The following is a 19,089-nucleotide window of genomic DNA, read 5'->3' on the forward strand; positions in this document are numbered from 1 at the left end:
TAAAACATAAGGAAAATTGTATAAGCTTAATAGCAGGTCTTTAGATAGATTTGTTTGATAAAAGATTATCAGCAAGTGCTTAAATGCGAGCCTGGCTAATTGACATTGTTCTGGTACGGCCTACAACGTAATAGTCCGACTTGCAGAGCTTAGCACCCGGCCGGGGAAGGCCTTGTGACTTCAGTAAAATAAATAGTATGTGCTATCCTCCGGCATTAAATTAAATCCTAAAAAATTAAAAACATGGAACATCGCTATAAAATAACCGGAATGAGCTGTCAGGGCTGCAGGGCAAAAGTTGAAAATGCACTAAACTCGATTAATGGTATTTCTGCAAAGGTATCACTGGAGCCTGCTGAAGCCATTATTACCATGGAAAAACATGTCCCAACCGAGAAGTTGCAAAAGACACTATCTGCGGCGGGAAATTACGGTATTGAGATGGGATCTCATGTAAAAGGGGGTTCAAAAACACCCGGGCAAATAAATAGTGTTCATCATGAATCAGAATACAAACATAATACCCCGGTTAACAAAAACGACATCAACCAAGATGGAGAATTATTCTATTGTCCGATGCATTGTGAGGGCGAAAAGACTTATCCAAGAGCGGGGCATTGCCCTGTATGCGGAATGGACCTGGTGAAACAGCCTGTAAAGATCCGGTCGTCACAGTTTACCTGTCCGATGCATCCCGAAGTTATCAGGGATGAACCGGGAGCATGCCCAATCTGCGGGATGGATCTGGTTCCTACCAGGGCAGTTCTGGAAGAAGAAGATAAAACTTATGATTCGCTACTCAGAAAGTTTAAGATTGCAGCAGCTTTTACGCTACCCATTTTTGTCATCGCAATGACGGAAATGATTCCCAATAACCCACTATTTGATTTGCTGGAACTTAAATACTGGAATTGGATTCAGTTTGGACTATCCATTCCGGTAGTTTTCTATGCTACCTGGATGTTCTTTCAGCGCGCCTGGATATCGGTGATAACCTGGAAACTGAATATGTTTACCCTTATAGGAATAGGTGCGGGAGTAGCCTGGCTTTTCAGTCTGACCGCACTGATTTTCCCCGATATTTTTCCTGCCCAGTTTAAAACGCACCACGGGACGGTCTTTGTTTATTTTGAAGCGGCAACGGTTATCCTAACATTGGTACTGCTCGGACAACTTTTAGAGGCCAGGGCGCATGGGAAAACCAATAGTGCCATTAAGGAGCTATTGAAACTAGCTCCAAACACCGCTACAAAAGTGGTTGGGGATAAGGAAGTGTCGGTACCCATTGAAGACATCCAGAAAGGAGATCTTCTGAGGGTAAAGCCCGGAGAAAGCATTCCGGTAGACGGCGGCATTGAGACCGGAGAAGCGGTAATTGATGAATCGATGATTTCAGGAGAACCGGTTCCTGTGGAGAAAAAAACAGGCGAAAAGGTAACTTCGGGAACAATTAACGGCAATAAGACTTTTATAATGGTAGCCGAAAAAGTAGGCTCAGACACCCTCTTATCCCAGATCATCGAAATGGTAAATTCCGCCAGTCGCTCCAAAGCACCCATCCAAAAGATGGCCGATAAGATTTCCGGGTATTTTGTACCCGTTGTTGTGTTTATTTCCATCATAACATTTGTGTTATGGGTATTATACGGCCCCGATCCAGCGTATGTTTATGCCTTTGTAAATGCGATAGCGGTACTGATTATTGCATGCCCATGCGCGCTGGGCCTTGCGACACCGATGTCTGTAATGGTGGGCGTCGGCAAGGGTGCACATTCGGGTATCCTGATAAAGAATGCGGAATCGCTGGAGAAAATGAATGCTATTGATGTAGTTGTCATTGACAAGACCGGAACGGTAACCGAAGGTAAACCTTCGGTTGAAAAAGTGGTTAGCGTAAATTCAAGCTTTACCCAAAAGGATATTCTTGAAAAAATTGTGGCTTTGAATAGCAGCAGTGAGCATCCACTGGCACAGGCAACTTTACGCTATGGCGAAGAAAACAAGATAGAGGTCAAGTCCCTAACAAGCTTTGAGGCAATCACAGGAATGGGTGTAACAGGCAATTTGGGATCGGAAGTACTGGCTTTAGGCAACCAGAAATTAATGGAGCAGGTTAAAGCGGTAATAGACCCTGAATTAAAGGAGCAGGTTAAGGCTGCCCAAAAAGAGGGCAAGACAGTCTCTTATCTGTCTGTAGGAGAAAAAGCTGTCGGATATGTTGTGATTTCTGATAAGATTAAGCCTTCGAGTGCATCTGCAATTCAAAAACTCCAGGGTGAGGGCATAAAGGTCATGATGTTTACCGGCGATAATGACGATACAGCTAAAGCAGTTAGCGAAACGCTGAAATTAGACGGCTATAAAGCCCAGATGCTTCCGGAAGATAAATTAAAAGAAATAAAAAGTCTCCAGGCTGAAGGCAAGAAGGTGGCGATGGCGGGAGATGGCATTAACGATGCCCCGGCACTTTCCCAGGCTGATATCGGCATAGCTATGGGAACAGGAACCGATGTGGCCATACAAAGCGCGGGGATCACCCTTGTGAAAGGAGATTTAAATGGAATCGCGAAAGTAAGGCTATTAAGCCACAAAGTAATGGCAAACATCAAAGGCAATCTCTTTTTTGCGCTTGGATACAATATTGTGGGCATCCCGGTTGCTGCCGGCCTGCTGTATCCTTTTTTTGGGATACTGCTCTCGCCAATGATCGCAGCCCTTGCCATGAGTTTAAGTTCCGTTTCTGTTATCCTCAATTCCCTACGCCTGAGGAATGTAAATATCGATTGATTTTTTAGCAAAGGGTAAACTGGACGAGAACTTCCTTAGGGAAGTTAGTAGGAAGATGTGTAGGTATCTATAATTGGCCATTAGGCATAACCAAATGGGCGATCAATATCTATTAAATCTTAAATTTATTAGCTAATCGCAACTGGTAAATCTTTTAAAATAGTGATAACTTATTTTTTGGAACATTCTACTGTGCATGTAAGCTGGCAAGATGGCTCAGACAAATTATTGTCCCACATTTTCTGACAAACTGCAGCTTCTAGATGGTGTATTTATTAAAAATGGAATACCTTTTGGAAAGTTTAATAAAACAACCCCATCATATAATACAAAGTACGGTACCGCCTTTGTCTCGCCGAAAGTAATAATGAACTTCTCCTCTACGATCATGCCTGTCGATGGCGATGACTCTTCCCTTTTTGCCACTTTCTGGTGATCGTATTGTAATTTAAACGGATCATTTATTATCTGCCCCTGTTTTTTCTTCGTGCAACCTTTCAAGGATGGCTTGCATCTGCCTGATTTCCTTTTCCTGGGAAGCTATGATGGATAAAGAGAGTTCTTTAAGCTCAGTATCCTGTATATCAGCATGACGGCTGGTCATGATGGCAGAGGAATGATGTGGAATCATCGCCCTCATATACTGGGCATCGGTTACCGCGGTCTGGCTGCGGAGCATCCAGAGGCTTAAAACAAATACCGCAAACGAAGAGAAGTAGATGATCCTGTTAAGCCGCTTGTTCTGATACATCACAGGCATCAGCGATAGCATGAGCACGGCCATGGGCGCGATCATGAGCAGGGTCATATAGGTACGTGTGATACTTAGATAAATGTGACTGGTATCATCGACGTTTAAAAACATAACGCCATACATGATGAAAAAAGAAAGGCTAAGCATTAGCCCAAAGGTTTTGTAGCTATTGGTCTTCATAGTAATCCTTTTATGTAAAAAGCTATACTTTTCAAACAGTTTAGCTATGTAAATGTTTAGAACGTGCCGGATTGTTGACCATCTGTGTGGTAAATTGCCATTTCAGGTTAAGACAAAAAGAAAAATTGTAACCAGGATAAATGGACATAGGGAAGCAAAGAAAATAAGGACTTTCAGATAAGATACATGCAGGACAAAAAAGATAATGTGCCAGGTGCACTGCGAACATTCTTCTCCAGGCGCTTCAATCTGAATCTGGGGAAAGCAAATGAAGAGGAAGTTGTGAATTCAATCTCCAGAAATTCTGTATTTGTAGGCGGCCCGCTTTGGACGCTCATTTTTGCCATAATTATCGCTTCGGTAGGGCTGAATGTAAACTCCACCGCAGTGATTATCGGCGCTATGCTGATTTCGCCGCTTATGGGGCCGATCATGGGAATAGGCCTGGGTATTGGTACAAACGATTTTGAGCTTGTTAAAAGAGGTGGGAGAAATCTGCTGATTGCTACCTTCATTAGTATAGTCACCTCGACCATATATTTCTATATCACCCCACTTCATGAAGCCCAGAGTGAACTTCTCGCCAGAACCACTCCATCCATATGGGATGTATTTATAGCTTTCACCGGAGGGCTGGCGGGCATCATTGCCGCCACCAGGAGAGACAAGAGTAACGTTATTCCAGGCGTAGCCATTGCTACGGCGCTGATGCCTCCACTTTGTACAGCAGGCTATGGACTCGCTATGGGCAACTGGCCATTTTTCTTTGGGGCGTTATATTTGTTTTTTATCAACAGCCTTTTTATCTGTATCTCGACCTATCTTATCGTAAGATTTTTGAAGTTTGACAAAAAACATTTCGAGGATCCGGGAGTAGAAAAAAAGGTTTCGAGGTATATTCTTATCAGTGTGCTTGTCACCGTTATTCCCAGTATATACCTTGCCTACGGTATTGTGCAGAAAAGTATTTTTGAAAACAATGCACAGACCTTCATTCGTGAGCAGTTCAACTTTACAACCACCCAGGTGATCAACCGGAACCTTCGTTATGCTAAAGGAGAAAAAGAGATCGACCTGCTGTTGATCGGGGACGAACTCTCCCAGACTAAAGTAAACTCAATAAAAGGTAATCTAAAAAAATACAAGCTAGAGGGAACTACTTTGCGAATAAGGCAGGGACTTAATGCCAGGCAGGAAATTGATTTTTCTCAGATCAAGGCCAGTATAATGGAAGATGTATTCAAAAAAGAGAACCAGTCCCGTACCGCGGTAAAGGTCGATAAGCTTGCCCAGCCCCTGCCCGACATCAGATCTGAGCTAATTGTCCTGTTTCCGGAGATCAAAAGTTATTCACTTGCTAATACTGTAATAAGCAGGCTGGACACCCAAAGCAAGGACACCCTTACCCTTTTCAGTGCCGGGGTCTCCAAGATGCCTAGCGCCAGCAATCAGGTAAAGATCCGTTCATGGCTTAAGAGTCGGCTAAAAGTAGATTCTTTAGAAACAATTTATAGTAGTAAATGATACGGCATTAGATATATGCAATAGTTATTTATCTGTTCGGAGATAAGGTTTATAAAAATCTTGAAAAGGGAAGACTAAAATAATAACATCAAAAAACCATATCAATGCTTGATAAAACAAAACGTTAATATTTCGGAAGATTCATATCATTAAATCTGTATTTGAACATTCACTCTTCTTTCTTCCTGCGGTCTTTCTGGAATGGATTTCATCTGGTAAAAATCCACTTAAAGCAAACGAATACCTGGGCATCCGCAACTTTTTTAATTTACTTTTTGTATATTGTCAATTACTACTTCAATTGATGAGGAAAAAAGATATTGGGACTTGTATAAAAAAGTATTTGCCGTTAATTATGGGAACGGCATTTGCCTGTTTACTTGTTTTTTTATCTCATTCATCAAGGACAAAGATAATTGCATTCGAATCCAGCCCGAAAATTAACTCGTTTGAAAAGGATCTTAACAAGATCGCTAACATCATTCCGGTAAAAATAAAGGACAGTACTTTTTCTAACCCGGAGGCCAGGCAATCGAGGTACAGAAAGAAATTCCAAATGGGTGGGGATTCTTATATCGTGTTTAAAGCAGAAGAAACCTTTGTTTACAAGCTAGCTAAACACTTCCGGGACCTTACTATCAATTATCATACGCCTAATGTAATCAGTGCCGTCATACTATTCATGCACAGGCTGGCTTCTTTTTAATTTCAAGATCCACTTACTTATCAATATTTTATGTTGACGGTACGCTAGATTGCGTCTATTCATCTTATAGACCTTTGAGTGTAATTGAGCACATTGATTGCTCAATCATCGAGGTGGCTAAAGTTTTACTATCTCACTCCAAATTTTGCCGAAACTGCTCATATACTGAATATCTGTTGCTGTTTTAATCACATGGAAGTCATGCAACAAACAAAAAATGATTAGGATACTGTAAAATAAAAGATTAGCTTGATAGTAGTCCGCTGATAAGACATTGTTGTCTGGAATTGGGCCGGATAGCATTTCTGGCCCTTTTTCTTTCATTGAGCTTATAAAGACAACACAAGAGAAGTAAATCAGGTAATTCCCCGCGTTGGCGACACTAATAGCCAAGAAAATAGAAAATTAAACTTTGATTAAATGATGAGACCAGAATCCAAATATAATTGTGTAATCATTGATGATGATATAAATAGCATTCAGCTTTTAAAAGAATATGTGTTTGCCCTGCCTGAGTTATCAGTCCATGCAACCTTTTCGAATCCGGCAGCTGCAATAAAAGAGATCAAAGATAGAAACAAGGTAGACTTCTTGTTTCTTGATATTGATATGGATATTTCCGGCCTTGATATTGCACGTATGTTGAGGGAACATGTTTGCTTTATCGTTTTTGTGACCGGACATCCCGAACATGCGCTGGAAGCCTTTTCTGTAAATGCTGACCGATATCTGGTTAAACCTGTGAGTCTGCAGAAATTTGTGATGACTGTAAATGAGCTACAATCTCAGCATGCCCGGCTGAATGCCTAACCGGTTACCTGCCCGAAGATTTATATCGTTATCGGATTTAAGTCTGTTTTGGCCTGATTCGTGTTGCAGGGAATAAACAGCCAAGTATATAAAAGTCTTTACCCAATCAACATTCAATATATTACATTATGCAAAAAACCAGACCAATTGATCAGCAGCAGTTATCGCAGCTGGGCGTACCAACGGTTTCCAGAAAGAGCTTGCTTATTGTGATTGTCATCGCCTTGGCCCTACTCTCCGGTCTTTGGATATGGAAAGCCGTCGAATTAAGGAAAGTCAGTTCCGAAAACGAGATGGCCAATAAACTGCTCAAAAGAAAAGTTTCCATGCAGATGGATGCCAATTTAAAGTCGCAACTAATATTATTGTCTAAACCCTTTGTCTGGGCAATCCGGGATAAAATGATATCGGGAAACAGGCAGGATATCAATATTTATATGAATCAGATGGTAAAGGAAAAGAACTTTGAGGAAATCCCCATTGTTGATCAAGGTAATGTTATTCTGCTTTCTACGGATAAAAAAGAGGAGGGAAAACCATACTCAACCTTTTACAATAGCTCTTTCCTAAAATCTGACAGCACCAATATGTATACTCAGCGTGGCAGGACCATAGTCATTACTACGCCGATATTAGGCTTGGATAAACGTCTTGGTACCCTTTCAATTAAATATAACATGCCTAATCCCATTTAGATTGACCTGCCAGGAAAATCAATTCAAGATATTTATAACGCAGGAGTCGGCAGAATGAATTAATGAACTTATTTTAGACAATAGACTGATGGACACATCTTTACACAAACCTTCTTTTAAATTGAGTGAGCTTCAGGCCACTGCTATCTGTGGTAATGATATCAGCTCTTCCTGTCTGTATGTTGCCGCGCTGACCATTTCGTACGCTGGTCAATATGCCTGGATTTCGCTGATCGTTGTGGGCCTGGTGCTTTATCTTTTCAGAAAAATATACGGTGAGGTTGTGGGTGCGCTCCCCTTGAACGGCGGCGCGTACAACGTACTGCTCAATACCACCTCTAAATCCACTGCATCTTTCGCTGCATGTCTGACAATTTTGTCTTACATGGCTACCGCAGTAATCTCAGCATACGAGGGTATGCATTATTTTAGGGGTATTGTGCATGTGCTTCCCTTAATTCCCGCGACGATACTCTTGCTGTTAATTTTTATGATGCTGGCCATTATAGGAATAGGTGAATCCGCAGTTGTGGCTGTCATTATCTTTATCACTCACATTGCTTCCCTCACTTTGTTGATTCTGGCAGGGTGCTGGTTTGTATTCCATCATGGAGTGGATATATTCGAGCAGAACTGGCAACTTCCTGTCAGGTCAGGTGGCATCATGGCTGCCTTATTCTTTGGCTTTTCTGCAGCTATGCTTGGCATATCGGGGTTCGAAAGTTCTGCGAACTTCGTTGAGGAACAGAAACCTGGGGTTTTCCCAAAAACACTGAGAAACATGTGGAGGGTGGTAAGCTTTTTTAATCCGGCAATTGCGCTACTGGCGCTGAGCATTATTCCCCTTGCGGGTATCGATGGCCACAAGGAATCGCTACTTTCTTTTATGGGCGAAACCGTGGGTGGCAAATGGCTCGCCCACCTGATCTCCTTCGATGCGGTATTGGTCCTCAGCGGAGCGGTGTTGACCTCATATGTGGGGGTTACAGGACTGGCCGAACGCATTACGCTGGATAGGATTCTTCCCAACTTTTTTCTGGTTAAGAACCGTAGGGGAGTGAATTACCGGATTGTAATCGGTTTTTTTATCCTATGCCTTTCAATACTACTGGTTACAAAGGGTAATCTGGTCAATCTGGCCGGGGTTTACACCTTTTCTTTCCTACTGGTTATGGCACTGTTTGGTATGGGCAACCTCATGTTGAAAATTAAGAGGAACCGGCTGCCACGTCCTGAAAGGGCTACAATACTATCAGTGATCGTAGCGATATGTTTTATCCTGGCAGCTTTCTTTGGCAATCTGCTGCTGAATGCCCATGCATTTTATGTATTCCTGCAATACCTGATTCCGGCAATGCTGTTCATCATTGTAATGCTGAAAAGGGCTCAAATTATCAAATGGACCCTCTATTCGATGCGCCATTTGGACAAATCTTACAAAAGGCTGGTGCTCGACAATATCAGGCTTCACCGGGCACTGATCAAGATTAACGCACAGGAACTGGTATTTTTTACCCGTGGAGACAACGTCGCGGTACTGAACAGGGTTATGATCTATGTAGAGGAAAATGAGGCGACAAAGAAATTGAAGATCGTACATATCGCTAATAGCGATAGCGATAATGAGAACCTGAAGTCTGATATCCGTGTTTTAGACCGTGCCTATCCCGAGATTGACATTGATTTTGTGGAGATGGAGGGAGAATTTGGTCCTGAACTTATCGAGCGGTTGTCTCAGGAGTGGGGAATACCAAAGAATTTTATGTTTATAGGAGCTCCGGGAGATAAATTCCCATACCATGTCTCTGAACTCGGTGGGGTTAGACTTATCATGTAATAACAGATTTATGAATATCGAACACGCTTATGAGATAATTTTGGATAAACTCAGCTTCTGGGCCAAAGAGTTTATCAGAATTTTACCAAACATTGCCTTGGCAGCATTCATTCTGGTCTTAGGATTCTATGCCGCTAAGCACCTGCGGAACCTGTTAAGAAAGGTTTTAAGAAGATTTATACTCAATGAGGCACTGGATAACCTGTTTAGCTCCGTAATTTATATCTTTTTGCTTGGGATTGTAATCTTCGTGGCCCTGAGCGTTTTACAGTTAGATAAGGCGGTAACCTCCATTTTAGCTGGGGCGGGAATCATCGGACTTGCCCTTGCATTTGCTTTTCAGGATATCGCGTCAAATTTTATTTCGGGCATTTTTCTTTCAGTGAGGAAACCCTTATATGTTGGAGACATTGTTAAGATCAAGGATTATATGGGAAAGGTAGAAGAGATTAACCTCAGGGATACCGTCATTAGGACCTACCAGGGGCAAATGGTGATTATTCCGAACAAGGACGTTTTTCAGAACCCCATAGAAAACTATACCCTATTGGGCAAAAGGCGTGTAGACCTAAAAGTAGGGATCTCCTATGGTGAGGATCTTGAGAAAGTTAAAACGCTGACCATTGATGCGGTGAAGGATATCGAAGGGTTGGTTGAAGAGGAAGAAGTCACCATGTTTTATACCGAGTTTGCGGACAGCTCTATTAATTATGTGATCAGACTATGGATCAATATCCATGAAAACGTAAATTTTCTAGAAGTTCAGAGTCAATGTATCATCAGAATCAAAAAAGCATATGATGCGAATAATATCATGATACCCTTTCCGATCAGAACACTTGATTTTGGAATTAAGGGCGGCGTTTCGCTGAAAGAGGTACAGCAAGATGTTACTGCAGAGTGATGTCTCTTTTGGGAAGTTCAAAGCCTTTAAAGGAAAAACTTGCAATTAGTTTTTTTGCATTCGCGGTATGGGGTCGATATATTACCTTCATTTCCTAATTTTATATTTAATTTATCAGCTTAAGCTGGTGGTGGGCTACCCAACAATCTATTTAATCTGCCTTAGACTGCATCCCCGGAAGGATCACTGCAACCAATAATATGATTTCCGGTTTATAATTCCTCTTCCCAGACCTGCCACTAAGTTAGCTAACGCAGCAAACACCTGAAGAACAGATGGATGTAGCGATTTAAACAAACGTTATCACCTTGAGGACTCATTTTTGACGTGTAGATTTTTGACTAAAATAATGGTCATTGCGCCTAACTTTGCTGCTATTGAACAATATTATCGTGCTCAGGAAAATCGATAATGGTACTCAAAAGCGACGATACTACGTGAGGGCTATGTAAATTATAATCCGCCAGGGAAGCCTGATTTCCAACCTTTATGGTAAAGGTGCCCTTTTTGCCGGCAAGCGCACGGAACATGTCCTCATCAGTATGGTCATCTCCTATACAAAGGATAAAACTGTTTTGTTTTTCTTTCAGGATATTCTCCACGGCCCTGCCCTTGTTGATTCCATGGTTTCGCACCTCAATGACACGGTTGCCATCGAGTACATCCAGAGAAAGTCCGGGCGTGATTTCCCGGAGCCTTCCACTGAGCTCCCCAGCCCGCTTGAGACCAAGAGAGGCCTCTGTTTTTCGGTAATGCCACGCGAGGGAGAAATCCTTTTCCTCAATAAAACTCCCCGGTGTCCTGGAGACCATTTCTTCCATAACCGGTCTTATCTCTGTTTTCCAGCCGGCCGCCATGTCGTCAATTGCAACCGTCCAGTCCCCACCAATCGCCTTTACCTTAGCGCCATGTTCCCCAATCAGCCCAATGGGCAAATGCCCAAGCCATTTTTCAAGCGTAGCACTGTCCCTCCCGCTGATGATATACAGGCTCACCCTTGGATCTAAAGAGAGGACTGAAAGCTGGGACAAAAGGAGCTCACCCGGTGAGGCATGCTCGGGCAGTGAAGAAAAGGCTACCAGCGTTCCATCATAATCCAGCAGTAGGAGGCGATGAGAACTTTCGGCATAGGCATTGAGCAATACAGACTTGGAAAAAGCGTCCATAAAACGGATATCCAGTTTTTTCTGCCGCTCTTTAACCCTATTCAACTGGGTAAAGAAGTCCAGTGCCCAGGCATTAACATCATACCTGCGTATCCGCTCGCGCATAACCGAGAGACGCCGGCCCTGCTCGGAGGGGTCCATTTCCAGAGCTACGCGGATCATTTCCCCCATCTCCAGCACATCATTGGGATTGATGAGCAGGGATTCGGTAAGCTCAAAGGCAGCGCCTGCCATCTCACTTAGGATCAGTACCCCCATTTTATCGTTCCTACTGGCAACAAATTCCTTGGCCACCAGATTCATCCCATCGCGCAGCGGAGTCACCAGGGCGATATCGCATGCCGTATAGAGACCCAGTAGGTCCTGAAAATTGAGGTGGTCATATTGGTAGATCACCGGCTGCCAGGAAATGGTTCCCATGGTTGAGTTAAGCCTGCCGATAAATTCATCGATCTTTTTCTTCCTATCCGAATACTGAAAGATTGAATGCCTGGATGGTACTACCACCATAATGAAAACTATTTTTCCGATATAGCTTGGGTTTGTGGTCAGAAAATGCTCAAAAGCCCGTAGCCTGTTGAAAATCCCCTTGGTATAGTCCAGCCTGTCCACTGAAAATATCATTTTCTTATCTCCTTTGATGTCCACGTATCTTTCTCTGGCCAAGCTGACGCTCTCTAACCGATGGGCTGTATCAAAAAGACCGAAATCAATACTCACAGGAAAAGCATCAGCTTTGATCTCCCGATGCTGGTAGGTGATATAATCACCCTCCTGTTCAAGTCCGAGGGAAAGTTCCAGGGATTTTAGAAAATGGCTGACATATTCAGCTGTGTGAAAGCCAATGAGATCGGCGCCGAGCACACCTTCCAATAGCGCCCTCTGCCATCCCCTGGGAATGACCCTGAAAAGCTCGGCTGAAGGGAATGGGATATGGAGAAAAAAGGCGATGGTGATACCGGGATTTGTCTTCCTTAAAAGACCAGGGAGCAACATGAGATGGTAATCGTGTATCCAGACAGTATCCCCTTCATGCAAGAGCGGGGATAATTTTTCGGCAAACTGCTCGTTTACCCGCTTATAGGCCTCAAAGAAATCAGGCCGGTAGTCTGCCAGAGATGGAAAATAATGAAACAGCGGCCAGAGCACCGAATTTGAAAAGCCGTTATAATAATCCTCATAATCACCGCTGCTGGTGAAAACGGGAATAAAATCATAATCCGCCCCTGTATGATCAAGGGAGGCAAGCGCCCAGACATCCTCAACGCAATCCGGAACCCCTGCCCATAGCCGTTCTGAGAAAACTTTGCCCCCCTGTCCGGTAAGGTAAGCTCCGACAGCGGACACCAATCCTCCTGAGGATTGGCGGAATGAATATCCTTCATTGTTTTTTTCTATTGATATGGGCAAACGGTTGGAAACGATAAGTAGTCTTTTCTGCATAGCGGCATTTTAAGGTGAAACAAGATGACGGCCAGATGATCTTCAAGGAAGGCCATAATACCCCTGGATTCCCGCAAGGGAGGGGCTTAAATATTTCCGGCTTGACCGGGGATTTTGACAAAGGTAGCAAAAATGAATTAAATGCCTTTTCCGGCAACAAAAACAGCTCCTTTTTAGCTTAAAAGGCTTTATTTTGTTACATTGTGATATCAAAATATAATATGGTCAAAATCTTTACCCTTTCGATAAGCTTACTCATCTTTGCCCAGCTGAACACGCTTCAGCAGGACAGTACCAGTAAAAAGTCCGACAGCTTGAATACCAGAAAACTCAACAGCGAACTGGATAAGGTTAGTCAACTATCTGCAGAGCGGCTTTCCGATTCGCTCAAGCGTTCGGAGCTGGAACGTCGGGTGAGTAATTTGGGCGATAAAGACCGAATTGAGAAAAACATGCTGATGCAGGAGCTCTCTTTACTGCGTAAAAAGGATTCGGTGCATCTTTCACGTCAGCTTGCGCAGATAGACTCCCTACGGGGGGTCATTAAAGCCAGTCCTGTACGTTTTGCTTCCGACACGCTGTTCAATATCTATGCCCGGTTGGGAAGTTTCAGTGCAGCCGACCGGGCGAGAGCCGTTTCAGAAAGACTCGAGCGCATTGGCGACCTCGGTGGCTTCTCGGCCGATTCACTCCGGCTTAGTAACGCCGAACAGTCAACAGACCTGATTTATGGAGGCACACTTATCCTCTCCATTACCGATCAGGATGCACTTTGGGCAAGGAAAGATCGTAATGCCTATGCAAAAGAAATCAGTGAAAAGATAGCTGAGTCTCTGAAAAAATATCGCATGGACAACAGTTGGCGGGTACTGCTGAGAGAAATCCTGCTGACCTTTCTTGTTATTGGAGTCGTTATAGGCCTGATCTATCTCATCAATAAACTCTTTGGGAAGCTTTCCGGAAGGTTTCTCTCTGCAGAAAGCCGTTTGGGAAAAGGGATAAAGATAAAAAACTATGAGCTCCTGGATCCTTCCAGGCAGCTTGGGGCGTTGAAGGTTCTGATAAGGGTTATCCGCTATCTGGTTATCCTGCTGGTGGTCTATTTAGCTTTTCCGGTTCTGTTTGGAATTTTCCCCTTTACCAGAGACCTTTCAGAAAACCTACTGAACTATATCCTTAGCCCGCTGAAAAAAATCGGCACATCGGTTTGGGACTATGTGCCAAACCTGATGACCATACTGGTTCTTTTAGCAGTCTTCCGTTATGTGATCAAATTTGTACGCTTTTTGAAAACAGAGATTGAAAGAGGCAAACTGACCATTCCCGGTTTCTATAAGGACTGGGCCAACCCTACTTATCAAATCGCCCGCGTACTGATCCTGGCCTTTATGCTTATCGTTATCTTTCCATATCTGCCGGGATCAGATTCGGGCATATTCAAGGGCGTATCGGTGTTTATAGGCGTATTGTTTACCTTCGGTTCAGCAGGTGCACTTGGCAATGTAGTGGCAGGACTGGTGCTTACTTATATGCGTGCCTTTAAGATCGGCGACCGGGTTAAGATCGGCGAGGTAACGGGTGATATTATTGAAAAGACGCTTCTTGTCACCCGCGTGAGGACTATACAGAACGAAGTGGTATCGATCCCAAATTCGGCCGTGATGAACAATCATACGGTGAATTATAGCATTGAAGCCAAGGAAAAAGGGCTGATCGTAAATACCACAGTGACAATCGGCTATGATGTGCCCTGGAGAACGGTACATCAATTGCTCATCGACGCGGCCCTTGCCACTGAGCTAATTGAGGCCGAGCCTGCACCCTATGTTTTGCAGACCAGCCTGGATGATTATTACGTAAGTTACCGGCTGAATGCCCATACCCATTCACCAAACCGTCAGGCAGTTATCTATTCTGCACTTCATGCCAATATTCAGGATGAGTTCAACCGTGCGGGCGTAGAGATTATGTCTCCTCATTACAAGGCGCTCCGGGACGGTAACGCGACTACCATCCCACAGGATTATCTTCCAGGCGATTACATTGCGCCACGATTCCGTACCGAAAGCGAAGAAAACAAAAAAGAAACGAAAAACTAACGCTTATTAGAGCGTTAAATTCATAAGTCAAAAGCATAGACATTATTTCAGATGAACACCCAGGAAATTATAGCCATAACCATAGTACTTGCAGCAATTTTTGCTTATATCAACCACCGTTTTATCAAGTGGCCGCCAACCATTGGAATTATGGCACTCTCACTAATTTCCTCCATCCTGCTGGTGAGTCTGGGGAGCTCCAGATCACTGCTTTCAGAGAAGGCCATTTCGCTTGCTACCTCTGTAGATTTTCAGGATGTGCTGATGAACTTTATGCTGAGCTTTTTACTTTTTGCCGGAGCGATACATATTGATGCCAGCAAGCTTAGGGCCGAGCGCCTGCCGGTCCTTGTACTGGCCACTGTAGGTATCCTTATTTCAACATTTGTAGTTGGGATATTGGTATATTTCCTTTTTGGATGGTTTACAATGCCTATCCCATTGATATACTGCCTGCTTTTTGGTGCGTTAATCTCCCCTACCGATCCTATTGCCGTTCTTGGTATACTTAAAAAAGCAAATATTCCCGCGAGTTTGGAGCTGAAAATTTCCGGTGAGTCGTTATTTAATGATGGTGTTGCAGTGGTCGTGTTTGTGAGCCTGGCAGAAATTGCGCGTTCAACAACAGGAGATTTTTCCCTCATCTCGATAGGTAAGCTTTTTTTTATCGAAGCATTGGGCGGTCTGTTTTTTGGCCTATTGCTTGGTTATATCGGATATCTGGCTTTGCGGAGCATTGATGACTATAAGGTCGAGGTGCTCATTACCCTGGCCATTGTAACCGGGGGATATTTTCTGGCAGGCAGGCTTCATGTATCGGGACCACTTGCCATGGTTATTGCAGGGATTTTTACGGGCAATAAGTCAAAGCGGGAGGGCATGTCAGATCTTACCAGGGATTATCTTGGCAAATTCTGGGAAATGATCGATGAGATCCTTAATGCTGTACTTTTTCTTTTCATCGGTGTGGAGATGCTTATTATAACAGTAGAATCAACGGTATTCTGGATCGGGATCATCAGTATCGGTATCGTGCTACTGGCCAGGTGGATTTCGGTGATCATACCGGTCTCATTGATGCGCTTTAAGGTAAAGTTTGAAAAACATGCAGTGACTATAATGACCTGGGGCGGGCTGAGGGGTGGTATTTCGGTGGCCCTAGCACTTTCCTTAAGCCCCTCGATGTACCGGGAACAGTTCGTACTGATCACCTATATTATTGTAGTCTTTTCTATTTTGGTCCAAGGATTGAGCATCGGAAAGGTTGCGAAGCGACTTGGGTTTTAAGGAGAAGCCGAACGTCATATAATCTTCTCCCCTTTTTGAACGGGCTGAGACAGCATCAGGATTAAAGCGCACAGCAGCAGCTGAACAATATGGAAAGTTGATCCGCGACGCGGATTAATGCTGGCTTTTTTAAGCATATTTTTTTCATTAAGTTTTAAAATGACTACTTTGGGCGCTAACCAAAGAATTTACAAAACCGATGAAAATAACCAAGAAAATCTCTGTTTATCTCGCGGTCGCTTCCATCACATTCGCTGTGATCGGACTCATTGGCTGGCTTACGGGAAATGGTGCACTCAAAAGTTTCTTCTCTGCTGAAGTGTCTATGAAATTCAACATGTGCCTGATGATCATGCTAAGTTCCTCGGGCATCCTGTTATACAATTTTGGACATCGAAAACCTGCAATTGCCTTATTTTTGCTCGTAGTGCTTTTTAGTCTTCTGATACTCTTTGAGCACATCTTCCAGATTAACCTGGGCCTTGATGAGCTCATCTTCACTGATAAGATCGAAAATCCATTACTGGAGGCGCCTGGCAGGGTATCAGCTCTGGGCTGCATCAATTTGCTGCTCTTCTGTGCAGCTATGTTATTTGCCGCTAATGGCAGGTATTACTCCGCGCAGCTTTTTGCAGGGCTTCTTTTCCTTTTTATCTATGGGTCGATTTTGGGCCATGTGTTCCACATCACCGGCCTTTATCGCCAGGGCTATTATTCGGGTATGGCCATCCACACCACGCTAAGCCTTCTTCTGCTGGTAACGGCACTATTTTTTAACCTTTCGGGAAGCGGCTGGACGGCGTTCTTTTCCGGAAAGCTAAGCTCGAGAAACCTGCTCATCTACGGCTTCAGCTACCTCGCCTGCGCTGCGCCGCTGCTGGTTGCGTTTTATATCTTTTTTCTGAAAAACTCGGGGCAGTCTTCGACGTTCGGACTGCTTTCGATAATCATAGCATCGTTCCTGGTGAGCCTTCCTCTGGCCTATCTTGCCAGGGTAAAGTTAAATAGAATGGATGAGGACTTAAGAATGGCCAACGAACGGCTGGAGCTTTCCATGGAGGCAACGGGACTGGGACTTTGGGACCTTGATATTCCCAGCGGGGTAATTGAGCGGTCAGAAAAACATGCATCGCTTTTTGGTGAGGAGTTTTCGGCCTATACAACAAAAGAACACCTTGAAAGCCTGATTTTCCCTGAAGACCGGCCGCGGATGAAATCTGCTTTCGAAGATGCGCTCAAAGGGGCAAGGCTTCGTATACAGTTGCGCACTATACAATCAGACGGCAGCATAAGGTGGGTACTTATTTCAGGAAAGATGCGCAAAGACCGGGATGGAAATCCTACACGGATGCTGGGCACGATTATGGACATTACCGAACAGAAAGAGGCAGAAGCAAAGAAAGAATCATTTATCGGCGTTGTGAGCCATGAGCTTAAAACCCCCTTAACTGCCTTCAAATCCTATCTACAACTTGCCGCCAGGCTTTCAAAGGATTCGCAGAGCGAACAGGTTTCTACGATCCTGGAACGTGCCGGCCAGCAGGCAGAACGGATGAGTAGTATGATTATGGGCTTTTTGGATGTGACCAGGATCGGAAACGGAAAACTTAAGCTGGAAAAGGAGTTTTTTGAACTCAATGAACTTCTTGAAAACATACTCAATGAATCTCAAGCCATTTATTCGGGACACTCCTTCAAACTTTTCCCCTGCGGACAGGTCACAGTAGTTGCCGACCGTACAAGAATCGCCGAGGTTCTTTCTAATCTGGTAAGCAACGCGGTAAAATATTCTCCAAGGGCATCACCAATTGAGCTTAGGTGCAGCTACAACGAGAGAGATTTTATTATTTCGGTAAAAGATTACGGCATGGGAATACCCGAGAGCGACCGTGAAAAGCTCTTTGAGCTCTTTTACAGGGTCGAGCGTAAAAAGCAGGACACCATCTCAGGCTTTGGAATCGGCCTTTACCTTTCTGGCGAAGTAGTCCGGTTGCATGGGGGACGGATATGGCTGGAAAGTGAAGAGCATGTAGGCTCGACCTTTTTCTTCAGCATCCCGATTGAGCCTTCCATTGAATCCACAGATTTATGAAAACTGGCACAAGGTAGCCCATCGAAGATTTCGGGCTAAAAAACTTTAGCTCATATAATCAGCCTGCCTCATCAGCAGCGCACGGTATTTATTGAAAATAGATGTTTTGGAAACAAATCCCTTAAAATTATTATCTGAATCCACAACGGGCAATACCCATACTCTATCCTCTTCCATTTTTCCAAGGACGGACTTCAGATCATCATTTATATTTACAAGCTTAAGTGCAGTATGGACAAGGTGATGGGCAGTGAGAAGTTCCTTGTCCGGATTTTTCATCATTTCGCTAAAAATTTCCTCAACATAAACAAGCCCTTTAAAATCTCCCCTTGCATCCACTACAGCACAGATGTTTCGCTGCGATTTTAATATTTCTGGCATCCGCAGGCTCAAAAGCTCATCTTCTAAAAGCTGCACGTAATCTTTTTCCACGAGATAACGCAATTTCATCTGATTGAGAACTGTTGTATCCTTATCTTCATAAGAGAGCAGTTCACCCTTATCTGCTGATTATTCCGAACAAAGTACACCACATTCCGAGGCATAGTGCACCAGTTTGGTTCTGGCTTTAGCACTAACTTTTAACCATATCACTTTTGGACAAAGCGATATTCTGTAAACTTAATGATTTTTTTTATTTCTCATGGATTTGCCCGTAAGTGCAATTCTGTGAGCAGATGCTGACAGCCTGTCCATAATTGCATCTGCAAGTGTGGGTTCATCTATAAAGTTGTACCAGTTATCCACTGGCAGCTGCGAGGTTATTATTGTCGCGCCGTTGCCATATCTATCCTCCAGAATATCA

Annotated in this window: 14 protein-coding genes; 10 read left to right on the plus strand and 4 right to left on the minus strand. The window is 43.8% G+C overall.

The window, feature by feature from the left end; genetic code table 11:
* The first annotated feature begins 243 nt into the window (after positions 1-243).
* Positions 244-2,787, plus strand: a complete 2,544-nt coding sequence (locus EYS08_RS22250) for a heavy metal translocating P-type ATPase (RefSeq protein WP_131032162.1) — start codon at positions 244-246, stop codon at positions 2,785-2,787.
* Between the two features lie 457 nt (positions 2,788-3,244).
* On the opposite strand, the gene EYS08_RS22255 is transcribed toward EYS08_RS22250, so the two are convergent.
* Positions 3,245-3,721: a DUF305 domain-containing protein gene (locus tag EYS08_RS22255; protein ID WP_131032163.1), complete on the minus strand. Its 477-nt coding sequence runs from the start codon at positions 3,719-3,721 to the stop codon at positions 3,245-3,247.
* A 186-nt stretch (positions 3,722-3,907) separates the two neighbouring features.
* Here EYS08_RS22255 and EYS08_RS22260 point away from each other — a divergent pair, with 186 nt between their 5' ends.
* The 5 genes from EYS08_RS22260 to EYS08_RS22280 all read left to right on the plus strand — a co-directional run bounded on the left by EYS08_RS22260 (position 3,908) and on the right by EYS08_RS22280 (position 10,197).
* A complete protein-coding gene (locus EYS08_RS22260; protein WP_131032164.1) occupies positions 3,908-5,245 on the plus strand; it encodes a TIGR00341 family protein in 1,338 nt (445 codons plus the stop codon).
* 1,126 nt (positions 5,246-6,371) lie between these two features.
* Positions 6,372-6,761 carry a LytR/AlgR family response regulator transcription factor gene (locus EYS08_RS22265; protein WP_131032165.1) on the plus strand — a complete coding sequence of 130 codons (390 nt, stop codon included), beginning with the start codon at positions 6,372-6,374 and terminating at the stop codon, positions 6,759-6,761.
* 128 nt (positions 6,762-6,889) lie between these two features.
* Complete coding sequence (locus tag EYS08_RS22270; protein WP_131032166.1) at positions 6,890-7,456, plus strand: hypothetical protein; 567 nt, start codon at positions 6,890-6,892, stop codon at positions 7,454-7,456.
* A gap of 88 nt (positions 7,457-7,544) precedes the next feature.
* Positions 7,545-9,293, plus strand: a complete 1,749-nt coding sequence (locus EYS08_RS22275; protein WP_131032167.1) for an APC family permease — start codon at positions 7,545-7,547, stop codon at positions 9,291-9,293.
* A gap of 10 nt (positions 9,294-9,303) precedes the next feature.
* Positions 9,304-10,197 (plus strand): mechanosensitive ion channel family protein, encoded by an 894-nt coding sequence (locus EYS08_RS22280; protein ID WP_131032168.1) that lies wholly within the window; start codon positions 9,304-9,306, stop codon positions 10,195-10,197.
* 374 nt (positions 10,198-10,571) lie between these two features.
* On the opposite strand, the gene EYS08_RS22285 is transcribed toward EYS08_RS22280, so the two are convergent.
* Complete coding sequence (locus EYS08_RS22285) at positions 10,572-12,806, minus strand: bifunctional alpha,alpha-trehalose-phosphate synthase (UDP-forming)/trehalose-phosphatase (RefSeq protein WP_131032169.1); 2,235 nt, start codon at positions 12,804-12,806, stop codon at positions 10,572-10,574.
* 14 nt (positions 12,807-12,820) lie between these two features.
* Here EYS08_RS22285 and EYS08_RS25895 point away from each other — a divergent pair, with 14 nt between their 5' ends.
* The 4 genes from EYS08_RS25895 (at position 12,821) to EYS08_RS22300 (ending at position 18,284) form a co-directional block, all read left to right on the plus strand.
* The gene (locus EYS08_RS25895) at positions 12,821-12,988 is read left to right on the plus strand and encodes a hypothetical protein (protein WP_165456538.1); all 168 of its coding nucleotides are present in this window, start codon (positions 12,821-12,823) and stop codon (positions 12,986-12,988) included.
* Positions 12,989-13,027: 39 nt separating this feature from the next.
* On the plus strand, positions 13,028-14,905 hold the full coding sequence (locus EYS08_RS22290; RefSeq protein ID WP_131032170.1) for a mechanosensitive ion channel family protein: 1,878 nt from the start codon (positions 13,028-13,030) through the stop codon (positions 14,903-14,905).
* A gap of 51 nt (positions 14,906-14,956) precedes the next feature.
* Entirely contained in the window at positions 14,957-16,192 is a 1,236-nt protein-coding gene (locus EYS08_RS22295; protein WP_131032171.1) for a cation:proton antiporter, read from the plus strand.
* Positions 16,193-16,391: 199 nt separating this feature from the next.
* Entirely contained in the window at positions 16,392-18,284 is a 1,893-nt protein-coding gene (locus tag EYS08_RS22300; RefSeq protein WP_131032172.1) for a sensor histidine kinase, read from the plus strand.
* Positions 18,285-18,329: 45 nt separating this feature from the next.
* Here the strand turns inward: EYS08_RS22300 and EYS08_RS22305 are convergent, their stop codons facing one another.
* Entirely contained in the window at positions 18,330-18,716 is a 387-nt protein-coding gene (locus EYS08_RS22305) for a CBS domain-containing protein (RefSeq protein ID WP_244216020.1), read from the minus strand.
* A 189-nt stretch (positions 18,717-18,905) separates the two neighbouring features.
* Positions 18,906-19,089, minus strand: a 184-nt coding sequence (locus tag EYS08_RS22310; protein WP_165456441.1) for an ATP-binding protein, incomplete at its 5' end; no start/stop codon positions are given.

Source organism: Pedobacter kyonggii (genome assembly GCF_004310665.1).
Lineage (GTDB): Bacteria > Bacteroidota > Bacteroidia > Sphingobacteriales > Sphingobacteriaceae > Pedobacter > Pedobacter kyonggii.

Coding starts and splice junctions, on each gene's coding strand:
- EYS08_RS22260 (WP_131032164.1), top strand. CDS start 3,908: ATGCAGGACAAAAAAGATAATGTGCCAGGTGCACTGCGAACATTCTTC.
- EYS08_RS22275 (WP_131032167.1), top strand. CDS start 7,545: ATGGACACATCTTTACACAAACCTTCTTTTAAATTGAGTGAGCTTCAG.
- EYS08_RS22295 (WP_131032171.1), top strand. CDS start 14,957: ATGAACACCCAGGAAATTATAGCCATAACCATAGTACTTGCAGCAATT.
- EYS08_RS22290 (WP_131032170.1), top strand. CDS start 13,028: ATGGTCAAAATCTTTACCCTTTCGATAAGCTTACTCATCTTTGCCCAG.
- EYS08_RS22280 (WP_131032168.1), top strand. CDS start 9,304: ATGAATATCGAACACGCTTATGAGATAATTTTGGATAAACTCAGCTTC.
- EYS08_RS22270 (WP_131032166.1), top strand. CDS start 6,890: ATGCAAAAAACCAGACCAATTGATCAGCAGCAGTTATCGCAGCTGGGC.
- EYS08_RS22255 (WP_131032163.1), bottom strand. CDS start 3,721: ATGAAGACCAATAGCTACAAAACCTTTGGGCTAATGCTTAGCCTTTCT.
- EYS08_RS22300 (WP_131032172.1), top strand. CDS start 16,392: ATGAAAATAACCAAGAAAATCTCTGTTTATCTCGCGGTCGCTTCCATC.
- EYS08_RS22265 (WP_131032165.1), top strand. CDS start 6,372: ATGATGAGACCAGAATCCAAATATAATTGTGTAATCATTGATGATGAT.
- EYS08_RS22285 (WP_131032169.1), bottom strand. CDS start 12,806: ATGCAGAAAAGACTACTTATCGTTTCCAACCGTTTGCCCATATCAATA.
- EYS08_RS22250 (WP_131032162.1), top strand. CDS start 244: ATGGAACATCGCTATAAAATAACCGGAATGAGCTGTCAGGGCTGCAGG.